This window comes from Methylorubrum sp. GM97 (assembly GCF_024347855.1).
In the GTDB taxonomy this organism is placed as follows: Bacteria; Pseudomonadota; Alphaproteobacteria; order Rhizobiales; family Beijerinckiaceae; genus Methylobacterium; species Methylobacterium extorquens.
On the sequence record NZ_AP025942.1, the window covers coordinates 186,016 to 200,312 of the forward strand.

General features: G+C 69.5%; 11 protein-coding genes. 10 read left to right on the forward strand and 1 reads right to left on the reverse strand.

From position 1 onward, the window contains the following. Window positions 1-3: 3 nt before the first annotated feature. The 7 genes from MSPGM_RS00905 to MSPGM_RS00935 all read left to right on the forward strand — a co-directional run bounded on the left by MSPGM_RS00905 (window position 4) and on the right by MSPGM_RS00935 (window position 9,474). The gene (locus tag MSPGM_RS00905; RefSeq protein WP_261926121.1) at window positions 4-858 is read left to right on the forward strand and encodes a glycosyltransferase family 2 protein; all 855 of its coding nucleotides are present in this window, start codon (window positions 4-6) and stop codon (window positions 856-858) included. Window positions 859-921: 63 nt separating this feature from the next. Beyond that, a complete protein-coding gene (locus MSPGM_RS00910; RefSeq protein WP_003604976.1) occupies window positions 922-2,070 on the forward strand; it encodes a glycosyltransferase in 1,149 nt (382 codons plus the stop codon). A 50-nt stretch (window positions 2,071-2,120) separates the two neighbouring features. Beyond that, a complete protein-coding gene (locus MSPGM_RS00915) occupies window positions 2,121-3,062 on the forward strand; it encodes a glycosyltransferase family 2 protein (protein ID WP_003604978.1) in 942 nt (313 codons plus the stop codon). Beyond that, window positions 3,059-4,114: a glycosyltransferase family 4 protein gene (locus MSPGM_RS00920; RefSeq protein WP_003604980.1), complete on the forward strand. Its 1,056-nt coding sequence runs from the start codon at window positions 3,059-3,061 to the stop codon at window positions 4,112-4,114. Before MSPGM_RS00915 ends, MSPGM_RS00920 begins: the two co-directional genes overlap by 4 nt. Window positions 4,115-4,159: 45 nt before the next feature. Next, complete coding sequence (locus tag MSPGM_RS00925) at window positions 4,160-4,828, forward strand: class I SAM-dependent methyltransferase (RefSeq protein WP_003604984.1); 669 nt, start codon at window positions 4,160-4,162, stop codon at window positions 4,826-4,828. 687 nt (window positions 4,829-5,515) lie between these two features. Further along, window positions 5,516-6,625 carry an HD domain-containing phosphohydrolase gene (locus MSPGM_RS00930; RefSeq protein WP_012252022.1) on the forward strand — a complete coding sequence of 370 codons (1,110 nt, stop codon included), beginning with the start codon at window positions 5,516-5,518 and terminating at the stop codon, window positions 6,623-6,625. A gap of 152 nt (window positions 6,626-6,777) precedes the next feature. Continuing rightward, complete coding sequence (locus tag MSPGM_RS00935) at window positions 6,778-9,474, forward strand: excinuclease ABC subunit UvrA (RefSeq protein WP_209688026.1); 2,697 nt, start codon at window positions 6,778-6,780, stop codon at window positions 9,472-9,474. Window positions 9,475-9,515: 41 nt separating this feature from the next. On the opposite strand, the gene MSPGM_RS00940 is transcribed toward MSPGM_RS00935, so the two are convergent. After that, window positions 9,516-10,472, reverse strand: coding sequence for a GlxA family transcriptional regulator (locus MSPGM_RS00940; protein ID WP_012751989.1), 957 nt, complete (start codon window positions 10,470-10,472; stop codon window positions 9,516-9,518). A 127-nt stretch (window positions 10,473-10,599) separates the two neighbouring features. On the opposite strand from MSPGM_RS00940, the gene MSPGM_RS00945 reads away from it, so the two are divergent. The 3 genes from MSPGM_RS00945 to MSPGM_RS00955 all read left to right on the forward strand — a co-directional run bounded on the left by MSPGM_RS00945 (window position 10,600) and on the right by MSPGM_RS00955 (window position 14,296). Continuing rightward, a complete protein-coding gene (locus tag MSPGM_RS00945) occupies window positions 10,600-11,388 on the forward strand; it encodes an SDR family NAD(P)-dependent oxidoreductase (protein ID WP_003605637.1) in 789 nt (262 codons plus the stop codon). A 192-nt stretch (window positions 11,389-11,580) separates the two neighbouring features. Continuing rightward, on the forward strand, window positions 11,581-12,027 hold the full coding sequence (locus MSPGM_RS00950; protein ID WP_003605635.1) for a (2Fe-2S)-binding protein: 447 nt from the start codon (window positions 11,581-11,583) through the stop codon (window positions 12,025-12,027). Window positions 12,028-12,037: 10 nt separating this feature from the next. Further along, the gene (locus MSPGM_RS00955; RefSeq protein ID WP_003605633.1) at window positions 12,038-14,296 is read left to right on the forward strand and encodes a xanthine dehydrogenase family protein molybdopterin-binding subunit; all 2,259 of its coding nucleotides are present in this window, start codon (window positions 12,038-12,040) and stop codon (window positions 14,294-14,296) included. The last annotated feature ends 1 nt before the right edge of the window (window position 14,297 follow it).

A 14,297-nucleotide genomic window follows, 5' to 3' on the forward strand; every position in this document is an offset into this window, starting at 1 on the left:
AGCGTGCTCACCCTGGTCCGCGGCCGGGCCGATCGCCTGCGCAACCTGATGCGTGGGCTCGCCCGCCAGACCCTGCGCCCGCGCGAACTGGTGATCGCATGGATGCAGCTGGACCCGGCGCCCGATCTGCCTGATCCCGGCTGCCCGGTGCGCCACCTCCACGTGCCCGGCGAGCCGATGCCGCTCGCCGCCGCGCGCAACCGGGCGGCGGCCGCGGCCTGCGGAGATCTCCTCGTCTTTCTCGACGTGGATTGCATCCCGGGTCCGACCCTGGTGGCCGCCTATGCGAACGCTGACGCTGCGGAGCGCGGCCTGTTCCTCGGCGAGGTTCTCTATCTACCGCCGGATGCGATCGCGGGCGGCCCGGCTCCCGATCCCGCCGCGCTCGACCGGCTGGGCCGCCCTCATCCGGCGCGGCCTCCCCTGCCCGGGACCGGGCTGCGGCGAGAGCCCGATGCGGGGCAGCTCTGGGGCTTGTCCTTCGCCCTGCCCGCCGAGGCATGGCGCGCGGTCGGCGGCATGGACGAACACTATGTCGGCTATGGCGGCGAGGAGACCGATCTTGCCGCGCGCCTCGCGGGGTCCGGACTGCCGACCTTCTGGGTCGCGGGCGCGCGGGCTTATCACCAGCACCACCCGGTCCACGTGCCGCCGCTCCAGCACTTCGCGCCGATCCTCGCCAACGCGACGCGCTTCCACGCGCGGCACGGGCGCTGGTGCATGACGTACTGGCTCGAACAGTTCCGCGCGGCCGGATTGATCGCCTGGGATACCGAAGCCGCGGCGATCCGCGTTCTACGCCAGCCGAGCGCGCCCGAGATCGCCGCCGCCCTGCGGCCCCAGGCCCTCTTCTCCTAGTCGTCCCGTCGCTTTGCCCCTCGCCTTCGATTTCTCCCGATCCGAGCCTCGAAACCACGCGCCATGAAGAAGCCGATTGCGTTCTTTGTCCATCATCAGGGCCGGGGCCATGCCAACCGCACCATGGCGGTGGCCGCCGAGTTCGCCCGCGACCGTCCGGTCTCGGTGCTGACCGCCGGCCCGCACTTGTTCGACGGATTTTCCCGCGACATCGAGATCGTGACGCTGCCGAACATGATCGGCGCGATGGTGCCGACCCCGCGCCTCTACGCCGAGCCGACGCCGCCGGTGATGCACTGCGTGCCGCTGGGGCTCGCCGAAATGCGCCGGACCATGCGCCAGATCCTCGACCATCTCGACGAGCGGGCGGTCGGGCTGTTCGTGGTCGATGTATCGGCGGAGATCGCGATGCTCGCGCGCATCGCCAGCGTCCCCGCGGTCCAGATCCGCATGCACGGCGACCGCAACGACATCGCCCATATCGGCGCCTACGAGGCCTGCGTCGGGATGCTCGCCCCCTTCGACGAGCGGCTGGAGCAGGACGACTACCCGGCGCATCTGCGGGATAAGACCTTCTATAGCGGCGGGCTCTGCACCAGCGTCGATCGCGTGCCGGATCGCGCCGAGGCGCGGGCCCGGCTCGGCCTCGACCCGCAGCGCGAGATCGTCGTCGCGGTCACCGGCGGCGGGGGAAGCGGCACGCCCTACGCGCCGCTGACGGTCGCCGCCCGCGCCGCGCCCGACGCACTCTGGCTGACACTGGGGCCGACCCACCGCGAGGGCCACGAGACCGACTTTGCCAACCTGCGCGAACTCGGCTGGGTGCCGTCGGTCACCGATTATCTCGCGGCGGCCGACATCGTGGTCGCCTCGGCCGGCGACAACACGGTGCACGAAGTCGCGCGCGTGGCAGGGCGCCTGATCGTCATGCCGGAATGGCGCTATTTCGGCGAGCAGACCCGCAAGGCCGAGGCTTTGGTCCGCCTCGGCGCCGCCGTGCAGGCCCCCCATTGGCCCGGCGACTTTCACGGATGGCGCGATCTTCTCGACCGCGCCCGCAGCCTCGACGGGACCATCCTGCGCAGCCTCTACGCACCGGACGCGGCTACGCGCGCGGCCGGTTGGCTGGAAGGGCTCACCGACGCGCTCTGGCAGGGCGGATCGGCCGTGCAGGAGCCGGACGCCACGCCGCTGCGCGTCGTCGCCGGCTGAGCGGTCCGCCCCGATCCACAATTCCCGATTGCCGGAGCCTGTCCCCCCGCATGTCCACCGTTTCCGTCGTCACCCTGGCCAAAGGACGGCCCGCCCATCTGCGCAATGTCCTCCTCGGGCTGGAACGCCAGACGCGGCCGCCCGCGGAATTCATCATCGCCGTCATGCAGGACGCGCCCTACGACCTGCCTGAGACCGGCTTCCCGGTCCGCCAGATCCTGGTATCGGGCGCCGAGCTGCCGCTCGCGGCCGCGCGCAACCGCGGCGTGGCCGCGGCGACCGGGGAGAACATCGTCTTCCTCGACGTCGATTGCATCCCGGCGCCCGAGCTCGTGGCCGACTACGCCCGGGCGCTGTCCGAACTCGACGGTCTGTTGATGGGCGAGGTTCTGCACCTGCCCGAGCACGCCACCGCGGGCGACTGGCGCTACGCCGACCTCGCCGCGGCGGCGGAAAAGCATTCCGACCGCCGCGGTCCGCCGGCTGCGGGCATCGAGATCTGCAACGATTATCGCTGCTTCTGGTCGCTCAACTTCGCGATTCGGCGGGCGACGTTCCAGGCGGTCGGCGGCTTCGACGAGCGGTATACAGGCTATGGCGGCGAGGACACCGATTTCGGCAAGATCCTCGACCAATGCGGTCTACCCATCGCCTGGATGAAGGGCGCGCTGGCCTATCACCAGTACCACCCGCACCACATGCCCCCGATCCACCACCTCGACAGCGTGGTGCGCAACGCCGAATTGTTCGAGGCCAAATGGGGCTACCGCACCATGGGCCACTGGCTTCACGCCTTCAAGGTGATGGGCCTGATCGACGACACGCCCGAGCAACCGATCCGCATCCTGCGCCGGCCCGACGCCGAAGATCTCGCGCTGACCGGGCAGCAGAGCCACCAGCCCTACACCAACTCCGCCTCGGTCATCCGGCATCTGGAAGCCCGCGCACGCGAACGGGACGTGCCACCGGCCTCCGTGCCGGTGACGGCGTGAGGATCGCGCTCCTCGCCCATCTGCGCCACCCGATCGCCCCGCCCTTCGCCGGCGGACTGGAAGCCTATACCTGGCACCTCGCCGAGGGGCTGTCGGCGCGCGGCCACACGGTGGTGCTGTTCGCCGCCGGCGACAGCGACCCGCGCTTTTCGATCGACCCGGTGATCCCGGTCCATCACGAGCGGAGTTTCCCAGGGCTGGAGCATCGGGGCGATCCGGGGCTGAAGGCGCATGTCGATGCGGGCTACGCCGCCGCCTGCGACCGGATCGCGGCTGGCGGCTTCGACGTGCTGCACAACAACAGCCTCAGCCGCCTGCCGCTCGAGCGCCGCCGCACGGCCTCCGTTCCGACAGTGACCTCGCTGCACGTACCGCCCTACGACGCCCTGCGCTGGTGCGTGCACGACAGTGTCACCCCCGGTCACCGCATCACCGTGACCTCCCAGGCGCAGGCGCAGGCGTGGTGGCCGGACGGGGCCCCGCCCGAGGTCTCGGTGCTGCATAACGGGATCGATCCCGCGCTGTGGCCCTATCAAGCGCACGGCGACGGCAGTGCCGTCTGGTGCGGGCGCATCGCCCCGATCAAGGGGACGCATCTCGCCGTTCGAGCCGCGCAGCGGGCCGGACTGCCTCTCACCCTGTTCGGCCCGATCGAGGAGCCTGACTACTGGGAGACGCAGGTCGCCCCGCTCATTGGCGGTGCGATCCGTTACGGTGGCCATCTCGGCGGCCCCGCGCTGGCGCAGGAGGTCGGCCGCGCCTCCGTCTTCCTGTTCACGCCGTGCTGGGAGGAACCGTTCGGGCTGGTGGTGGTCGAGGCGATGGCCTGCGGCCTGCCGGTGGCCGGTTTCGCCAGGGGCGCGGCTGCGGAGGTCGTCGGCGAGGTCGGCTGCCTCGTTCCACCTGAGGACGATGCCGCCCTCGCGCAGGCGATCGGCACGGCGCTGATGATCCCCCGCACGGCGCCGCATGCGCGCGTCCGCCGCCTGTTCACCCGCGACTTATGGCTCGACCGCTGCGAGGCCCTCTACGCAGGGGCCCGTGCCGGCTAAACCCTGCCTCCTGTTGATCCCCCGCCTCTCTCCCGAGCCGAAGACATGACCCGACAGGACATCATCGCCGCTCTCTGGCACGGCCGCGATCCCTTGGCCGATCCCCCGGACACCCTGAGGCCCCTCGATCTTCAGGGCTGGCGCAGTGTTCACCCGTATCTGGAGGAGGCGGTGATCCAGCATCGCCCCAGCGTGGTCGTCGAGATTGGCACCTGGAAGGGAGCGAGCGCGCTCTACCTCGCTCGTACGATGGCGGAGCACGCAATCGACGGCACCGTCGTCGCGGTCGATACCTGGCTCGGCGCCGTCGATCACTGGATGGACGAAAGCCTTTTCACCGAACTCGCCACCGAACACGGCTTTCCCAGCCTCTACCGCACCTTCCTCGCCAATGTTCTGCACGAAGGGCTCGCCGAGCGGGTGGTGCCACTGCCGCTCGACTCGGTGAATGCCGCCGAGTTGATGCGCCTGCGCGGTGTGACCGCCGACGTGATCCATCTCGATGCCGGCCACGAAGAAGCATCCGTCGCCGCCGACCTCCGGGCATGGTGGCCAGTGCTGCGGCCCGGCGGCCTGTTCATCGCCGACGATTACGACCGGCTCGGAGGCAGCTTTCCCGGCGTTACGCGCGCGGTGGATGCCTTCTGCGCCGAGTCCGTCGTGAAAGGGCCCTGGTCGTTCCAAGGCAAAGCCAAGTTCATCAAGCTTGGTTGAATGAAGTGCCGCGAGGCTATGAAACGATCAACTCGCTCGATTGCGCTTTCGAGTGCCAAATGAGGGCGGGAAAGCCGATCTGAGAACAGGTAGCCGGCCGTTGTGCGGTCCTCCGTACGACGGGTTTCGGCACACCGCCCCGCCTTGAAGAGTGATGCAGTCGCCGATCGCGAACGGATTGTTGTCGCTGCGGATGACCGCACCGAGCCCGCGGCTGAGGTCGAAGCCCTGGCGCATGGCCCACCGGTCGATTCGGGGATCGAGCCCAGAAACTGGCAGTGCCTGTTTCCCAAGGCCTGACGCATGCTCCGTTCCTGACGCGTCGATGCTGGGCGCCGCTCACGTGGCCGCCATCCGGCCGGCTGCAGGCGGGAACGGCGCCTGCCGGTTCAGTCTGCGTCAGTGTGCTAATCGATACAGATTAGGCGGTTTATTTTCATTTCACATATGTAATCAAAGAAAGTAATAGCGCGTTACTGATAAATCATTTGGATAAGACTTGAAGAAACTGGGGTGTAACTGCCGCGAACAACGTTCGCTTGACGACTGCTGACAGGCGAATTTGGCAAAATTATTTACCATTTGATGGCTATGCGTTGGTCCGTGCGTGCCGGCCGACATGAAAACTGTGCGTGATGCTTTGCACCCCAGCTCTGCAATCGCGCGCCCCGATTAGGAGATCCGAGGATGGACGCACTGCTGGTCGATGACAGCGCGACCATGCGCTTGCGCCTGCGCGGCCTTCTGGAGGCTGAGCCCGACGTGGCGGTGACGGACCATGCCGATCCGGCGGCGGGGCTGTTGGAGGCGACCATGCGCGCCTTCGACCTCGTCGTGGTCGATTATCACATGCCGGCCATGGATGGGATTGAGTTCATCCAAAGCTTGCGAAAGGTCCCACATTACAGTCTTGTCCCGATCGTCATGGTGACGAGCGATGTCTCCGACTCGGTGCGTCTTGCCGCGCTCGATGCCGGTGCGACCGACTTCATCGACAAGTCCATGCGCGGCATCGAACTCACCGTCCGGCTGCGCAACCTCATCCGGTTGGCCCAAGCCGTCCGGAAATTGGCGGAGCAGGCCACGTGGCTCGACGGCGAGGTGGAGATGGCCCTGCGCCATTTGCGCGAGCGCGAGGAGGAAATCATCTTCCGCCTGTCGCTTGCCGTCGAGTATCGTGACAACGACACCGGTGATCACACCTGGCGCGTGGCGCGCTACAGCCAGATCGTGGCCGAGGCCCTCGACCTTGCACCAGAGGTCTGCCGGAACCTGTATCTCGCAGCGCCCCTGCACGATGTCGGCAAGGTCGCGATTCCGGACGGAGTGCTGTTGAAACCGGGTCGGCTCGATCCGGAGGAATTTTCGCTCGTCAGGACCCATGCCGCGATCGGCAAGCGTATTCTCGGCGATAGCTCATCCGAGTTGATCAGCCTCGCTGCCGAAATCGCGGAATCGCACCACGAGAAGTGGGACGGCAGCGGTTACCCGCAGGGGCTTGCAGGGACCGATATCCCGCTCTCGGCCCGCATCGTGGCCGTGGCGGACGTGTTCGACGCCTTGACGACGCAGCGTCCCTACAAGGGCGCCATGTCGTTCGACGACGCTTTGGACTGCATTCGGGCCGAGAGCGGACGGCATTTCGATCCCGCCTGCGTCGAAGCCTTCTGCTCGCGGTGGCCGGATATCCTCATCGTCGGCGGGCAGAACGATGCGCTCGGTCGTCTGCACAACCAGCAGGCAACGGAACCGTGGGCGCGCGTGCCGATGTTGCTTCGGGAGATCGCCAAGTCCTGATGCAAGCCCGGATCGATAGCTGGCCGCCGGCTTTTCTCCACGCAACGCCGCCGATCACCATTCCCCCACACGGGTAGCTTCCGCGCGCCCGAACCTCTAGTCGGCGCGGGGGCGTCCGGCGCCCCCGCGTGGAGGCGCCGAGAGGGATGCCGATGGATCAAGCCAAGCCCAAGGAACGGGTCAGGATCGCCCGGGCCGGCGCGGGACGGCCGGGCTACGTCACGGTAAAGGGTGCCCGGGAGCACAATCTGCGCGACGTCGACGTGGAGGTGCCGCGCGACGCCCTCGTGGTGTTCACCGGCGTCTCGGGCTCCGGCAAGTCCTCGCTCGCCTTCGGTACGCTCTACGCGGAGGCCCAGAGGCGCTACTTCGAGTCGGTCGCGCCCTACGCGCGCCGGATGATCGATCAGGTCGGGGTGCCCGACGTCGATTCCATCGAGGGGCTTCCCCCGGCGGTCGCCCTCCAGCAGCAGCGCGGCACGCCGAGCGCACGCTCCTCGGTCGGCAGCGTCACCACCCTGTCGAGCTTGGTGCGGATGATGTATTCGCGCGCCGGCTCCTACCCGCCGGGCCAGCCGATGCTCTACGCGGAGGACTTTTCGCCCAACACGCCCCAGGGCGCCTGCCCCTCCTGCGGCGGGCTCGGACGGGTCTATCAGGCGACGGAAGCGTCGATGGTGCCCGACCCTTCGCTGACGATCCGCGAGCGCGCCGTCGCGGCCTGGCCGCAAGCCTGGGGCGGGCAGAACCTGCGGGACATCCTGGTGAGCCGCGGCGTCGATGTCGACACGCCCTGGAAGGACCTGCCGAAGGCGCTGCGCGACTGGATCCTGTTCACGGACGACCAGCCGCAGGAGCCGGTCTATGCCGGACTCTCCCCGGAGCAGACGCGGCTGGCCCGCCGGCGTCGCCTGGAGCCGAGCTATATGGGCACGTTCACGAGCGCCCGCCGCCACGTGCTCGGCACCTTCACCAACTCGCAAAGCGCCCTCATGCGCCGAAGGGCGGCAAGCTACCTCGTGAGTGAGGATTGCCCGGTCTGCCAAGGCAAGCGCCTGAAGCCCGAAGCGCTCTCGGTCACCTTCGCGGGGCTGGATATCGGCGAGCTCTCGCGCATGCCGCTCGCCGACCTGGCCGAAGCGATGCGGCCGGCCGCCGAGGACCGCCTGCCCGACGAGGCCGACGGCACCGCGCCGGACACCCTCGACCGCGACACGGGCCGGCAGGATCGCGCCCGGCGCGCCGCGTCCGGGGCGTCGGCCCATGCGGGCGCGCCGGACGTGCGCGCGACGCCGAACCTCTCGATCGAGAAGCGGCTGGCCGCCCAGCGCCTCGCCGCCGACCTCATCGACCGGATCGGAACGCTGACGGAGCTGGGTCTGGGCTACCTGTCGCTGGACCGGGTGACCACAACCCTGTCGTCGGGCGAGCTGCAGCGGCTGCGCCTCGCCACCCAGCTCCGCTCCCAGCTCTTCGGCGTGGCCTACGTGCTCGACGAGCCTACGGCCGGGCTGCACCCCGCCGACGGCGATGCCATGCACGACGCGCTGGCCGGGCTGCTCGCCTCGGGCAATTCGTTGTTCGTCGTCGAGCACGACATCGGTACGATGCGCCGCGCCGACTGGCTCGTCGATGTGGGTCCGGCGGCGGGCGAGCACGGCGGCACCGTGCTCTATAGCGGGCCGCCGGAAGGCCTCCGCGACGTGGAGGCGTCGCGCACGCGTCTCCACCTGTTCGGCATGGCCGAGCCGCCGCAGCGCCCGCGGCGGGAGCCTTCGGGATGGCTGCGCCTGGAAGGCATTGTCCGCAACAACCTGCGCGGGGTCTCGGCCGCGTTCCCGCTGGGCTGTCTCACCGCCGTGACGGGCATCTCCGGCTCCGGCAAATCGAGCCTCGTGAGCCAAGCCCTGCTGGAGCTCGTCGGCGACCGCCTCGGACGGCCCGTCGTGATCGACGACGAGCCGGAGGATCCGCTCGACGACGCGCCGGGCCCGACGGAGGGGCGCATCGTCGGCGGCATGGACGGGATCCGGCGTCTGGTGAAGGTCGATCAGAAACCGATCGGGCGCACGCCCCGCTCGAATCTCGCGACTTATACCGGCCTATTCGACGCCGTCCGCAAGCTGTTCGCCGCCACCCCCGAGGCACGCAAGCGCCGCTACGACGCCGGCCGCTTCTCCTTCAACGTCGCGAAGGGCCGTTGCCCGGCCTGCGAGGGCGAAGGCTTCGTCAGCGTCGAACTCCTGTTCATGCCGAGCGTCTACGCCCCCTGCCCGACCTGCCACGGCACCCGCTACGCGCCCGACACGCTGGAGGTCACCTGGAACGGGCTGACCATCGCGGACGTGCTCGGGCTCACCGTCGAGCGCGCCTGCGAAGCCTTCGCGGACGAGCCGTCCGTGCTGCGGCCGCTGGCCGTGCTGCGAGATTTGGGCCTCGGCTACCTGCGCCTGGGCCAGCCGGCGACCGAACTCTCCGGCGGGGAAGCCCAGCGCATCAAGCTCGCCACGGAGCTTCAGAGGGGCCAGCGCGGGGGCACACTCTACGTTCTCGACGAGCCGACGACCGGGCTGCACCCGACCGACGTGGACCGCCTCATGCTCCAGCTCAACGGCCTGGTCGATGCGGGCAACGCGGTCGTCATGGTCGAGCACGACATGCGCATCGTCGCCGGAGCCGATCACGTCATCGACGTGGGGCCCGGCGCCGGAAACCTCGGCGGCACCATCGTGGCGGCCGGTCATCCCGAGGACGTGGCCGAGGCGCGAGGGAGCCGGACGGCACCGTATCTGCGGGACGAACTCATGGCCTATGCGGGCCAGGAGTCTTCACCACGGCTTGCCGGCTGAGCGACCGGCGGCCCACGCCGTGTTTCGGTGCGCCGCGGGCATCATCCGGCTGCTTCGTCGCCGCCCTCGATCAGGCGCAGGCTCCGGCGCAGGCTCTGCGGCGGGTGGCCGAAGGCGCGCAGGAAGGCGCGGCGCATGCGGTCGCGGTCGGTGAAGCCGGTATCGCGCGCGACCACGTCGAGGGAGTGGCGGCCGTCCTCGAGCATGGCCTTGGCGGCCTCGAGCCGCAGCCGCTCCACGGCCTTGGCCGGGGATTGACCCGTCTCCTCGCGAAACACCCGGCTGAACTGGCGCGGGCTGACGCGCGCGGCCTCTGCCATCTCTTCGACAGTCAGCGGGCGGCGCAGGTTCTCCTTGGCGTAGACGAGGGCACGGCGGATCCGATCGGAGCGCGGCTCCAGTTCGAGCAGGGCCGAGAATTGTGACTGACCGCCGGGGCGGCGGTGGTAGACGACGAGCTTGCGGGCGATGGCGCGGGAGAGCTCCGCGCCGTGGTCGTCCTCGATCAGCGCCAGCGTCAGGTCGATCGCCGCACTCATCCCCGCCGAGGTCCAGACATTCCCGTCGGCCACGAAGATGCGGTCGTCATCGACGCGGATCAGGGGGAAGCGCTCCTGCATGTCGCGGGCATGGGCCCAGTGGGTCGTTGCCACCCGGCCGTCGAGCAGCCCGGCCTCGGCCAACGCGAAGGCCCCCGTACAGAGCCCGGCGACACGCCGCGAGGTCCGGCCAGCCTCGGCGATGTAAGCGCGCAGGCCCGGCGAGAGCGGGCGCGGCTGCAACTCGCCGACGACCATCAGCGTGTCGGGTGCGTCCGCCAGAGGCACGGTCTCGATGCCGATGCGCAGCGAGGAGCGGACGGTGCCGCCCCGCTCCGACATGACGCGCAGCCCATAGGCCTCGCGGCCGAGATCCGTGTTGGCGAACTCGAACGCCGACAGGGCGGCGAGCCCCATCACCTGAAACCCGTCCTCGAGGATGAACCCGACCTGCCGCATCCGGCCCTCCGCCGCATGTCCTATTTTGACGTTTATACGTCATTCAGGACATCGCCGTCCAGGCGTAGGGTTATGTCATCGCCAGCGCCGGGCAGTCCGGTCGCGCTTCACGACAGGACCCACGATCATGACCCAGGGAACCGTGCTGATCACCGGCGCCTCCTCCGGCATCGGCGCCGTCTACGCCGACCGCTTCGCCGGGCGCGGCCACGATCTCATCCTCGTCGCCCGCAACAAGGCGCGGCTCGACGCCGTCGCCGAGGATCTCACCCGCCGCCACGGCGTGTCGGTTCGGACCGTCGAGGCCGATCTGACGGACCGGGCGGGGCTTGCCGTGGTCGAGGCGATCCTGAAGGACGAGGCGGGCATCACGCATCTCGTCAACAATGCCGGCTTCGGCTCCGCCGCGCCGCTCGCTGCGGCCTCGGTCGATGAGATGGAGCGGATGATCGCCATCAACGTCACCGCGCCGATGCGCCTGACCTACGCGGCGGTGCCGGCCTTCACGAGCCGCGGACAGGGCACGATCATCAACATCGCCTCGATCGTCGCCATCGGCCCGGAGGTTCTGAACGGGGTCTATGGCGGCTCGAAGTCGTTCGTCCTCGGCTTCAGCCACGCCCTGCGCAAGGAACTCGCGGGCACCGGGGTCGCGGTGCAGGTGGTGCTGCCCGGCGCGACCGGAACCGAGTTCTGGGACGTGGCCGGCCTGCCCGCGAGCAACCTGCCGAAGGAGTGGGTGATGTCGGCGGAGGATTTGGTCGATGCGGCCCTGGCCGGCCTCGACCGGGGCGAGTTCGCCACCATCCCCTCGCTTCAGGACGCGGCCGAATGGGACGCCTGGGAGGCCGCACGCGCGACCATGCTGCCGCATCTGTCGAGTGCCGTCCCGGCCGCGCGCTACCGCGCAGCTTGAGCGGCGATCGGGTTCCGGAAGGATCAAGTTCTTCCCCGGGGCCGGGGTGGAGCCCGAACGCCCCGCGCCGACCGCGCGGCAGACGAACCGTTGCGCGTCGATGGCCGGAATTGCCGTGTTTACGGCGTTGCCAATTGCCAAGCCGCCAACGAGCATGGATATTGAAACGCGAAGACTCGAGGGAGTCGGTTGATGATAAGCCTTTCGATCAATGGCCATCAACATTCGATCGATGTAGAGCCGGACACGCCGCTTCTGTTCGTGCTGCGTGACACGATTGGCCTCACCGGCACCAAATACGGTTGCGGCATCGGCCAATGCGGTGCCTGCACCGTGCTCATCGACGGGCAGGCGATCCGATCCTGCCAGATGCCGGTCGAGAGCGTCGGTGCGCAAACGGTGACCACCATCGAGGCGATCGAGGCCGATCCGGTCGGCGCCCGCGTCGTGGCGGCCTGGGTCGGGATCGAGGTGCCGCAATGCGGCTACTGCCAGTCGGGCCAAGTCATGGCCGCGACGGGGCTCCTGAAGGAGACGCCGAAACCCTCCGAGGATGCGATCGCCGCAGCCATGACCAATCTGTGCCGTTGCGGAACCTACAACGCCATTGCCGCCGCCGTGCGGCAGGCCGCGGCCTGAGGAGGCGGGGATGAACGACCTCACGCCCCACCACCGCCTCGGCATCGCCGCCCGGCCTCAATCGGAGCCGGTGCGCAACCTCTCGCGGCGCGGCTTCCTCGGGATCGCCTCGGGCGCCCTCCTCCTCGGCATCGATCTGTCGAAGGAAGCCGTGGCGCAGACCCGCGCGGAAGGTCCGGCGGCGGTGGCGGCAAAGCCCGGCACCCGCGTGGCCGCCTTCCTCGAAATCCGTCCGGACGGCGGCGTGCGTCTGCTCAGCCCCTTCGTCGAGGGCGGCCAGGGCATCAATACCGGCCTCGCCCAGACCATCGGCGAGGAACTCGACCTCGACCCCGCCCGCTTCACGGTGGAATGCGCTCCGCCCGGCCCCGACTACGCCGTTGTCAACGGACTGCGGATGACCGGCGGCAGCTTCTCGACCCGCTCCAGCTTCGAGGCGATGCGCCGTCTCGGCGCCACCGCCCGCGAGATGCTGCTGCGCGCCGCCGCCGCACGGCTCGCCGTGCCGCAGGATAGCCTGACCACCGACGACGGGCGCGTGATTCACGCCGCCTCCGGCCGGACCCTCGGCTATGGCGAGGTGGCACAGGCCGCCCTGGCGCTCCTGCCGCGCGACGACGTTGCGCTGAAGAACCCGAAAGACTTCCGCTGGATCGGCCGGCCGGTGGCCCGGCTCGATATGCGCGACAAGGCGACGGGGCGGGCGACCTACGCCATCGACATACGCCTCGACGCGATGCTGCACGCCGCCGTGCAGCACGCGCCGCATCTCGGCACCGAGCCGCGGGCGGTCGCCAACGAGGCTGAAGTCCGCGCGATGCCGGGTGTCCACTCGGTCCATCGCCTGCCCGGCGCGGTGGCGGTGCTCGCCGATTCGTGGTGGCGGGCACGCAAGGGTGCGGAGGCCCTTCAGGTGACGTGGAGCGAACCCGCGCCGGAGGGCATCGCCACCGTCTCGGCCACCTTCTCCTCGGCGGCGATGCTTGCGGCGCTGAAGGGCACAACCGAGCCCAGCCTCCCGGCCGAGCAGGAGGGCGACCCGGGAGCGGCCTTCGCGAACGCCGCCAAGGTGATCGAGGCGGAATACGACGCGCCCTACCTCGCCCATGCCCAGCTCGAACCGCCCTCGGCGGTCGCCCGGTTCACGGCGGATGGCAGCCTCGATCTGTGGGTGCCCAACCAGATGCCGGAGCTGTTCCAGCAGATCGCCGCGAAGACCGCGGGGCTGCAGCCGGAGCAGGTGCGCATTCATTCGCCGATGCTTGGGGGCTTCTTCGGGCGCCACTTCGCCTACGGCCCGGCCAACCCCTTCCCGCAGGCGATCCTGCTCGCCAAGGCGACCGGCCGGCCCGTGCGGGTGCTGTGGTCGCGCGAGGAGGAGTTCGGCATGGACGCCGTGCGGCCCCTGAGCTTTGCCCGCTTCAAGGCCGCGCTCGGGCCCAACGGGATGCCGGTGGCGCTCCAGACCACCGCCGTGGGAGAAGGCCCGATCAGCCGCTGGTTCGGCGCGTTATTCACGTCGCCGGTCGATTCCTCCGTCGTCGAGGGTCTCGACAAGAAGCCCTACGCCATCCCGAACCGCCGCCTCGACTACGTGCGCGTGGCACATCCCGTCACGATCGCCTTCTGGCGCTCGGTCGGTCACTCGATGAACGACTACTTCTACGAGAGCTTCCTCGACGAAATTGCCGCGGCCGGAGGCCGGGACCCGTTCGACCTGCGCATGGCACTCCTGGCGAACAGCCCGCGCCACGCCACCCTGCTGCGGAAAGTGGCGGAACTCGCGGGAGGCTGGCGGCGCGGACCCTTCGCCGCCGAGGATGGCACGCGCCGGGCGCGGGGCGTCTCCATGGCCTCGCCCTTCGGCTCGGAGACGGCCACCATCGCCGAGGTCTCGCTCGAGGACGGCGAGGCGCGGGTGCACGACCTCTGGATCGCCATCGATCCGGGCAGCGTCGTCAACCCGGCGATCGTGAAGCGGCAGGTCGAGAGCGCGGCGGCGCTCGGCCTCTCCTCCACGCTTCTCGAACAGGTGGTCTACGAGAACGGGCAGCGGCAGGCGCGGAACTTCGACACCTACCCGATCCTCGACCGCACGCGGATGCCGAGGGTCCACGTGGCCATCGTCGAGAGCGGGGCGCCGATGGGCGGCATCGGCGAACCGGGCCTGCCCGGCGTGCCGCCCGCGGTGGTCAACGCGGTCGCGGTGCTCACCGGGCAGCGGGTGCGCAGCCTGCCGCTCGCCAAGACGCGCCTGTCCGGTGTCTGAC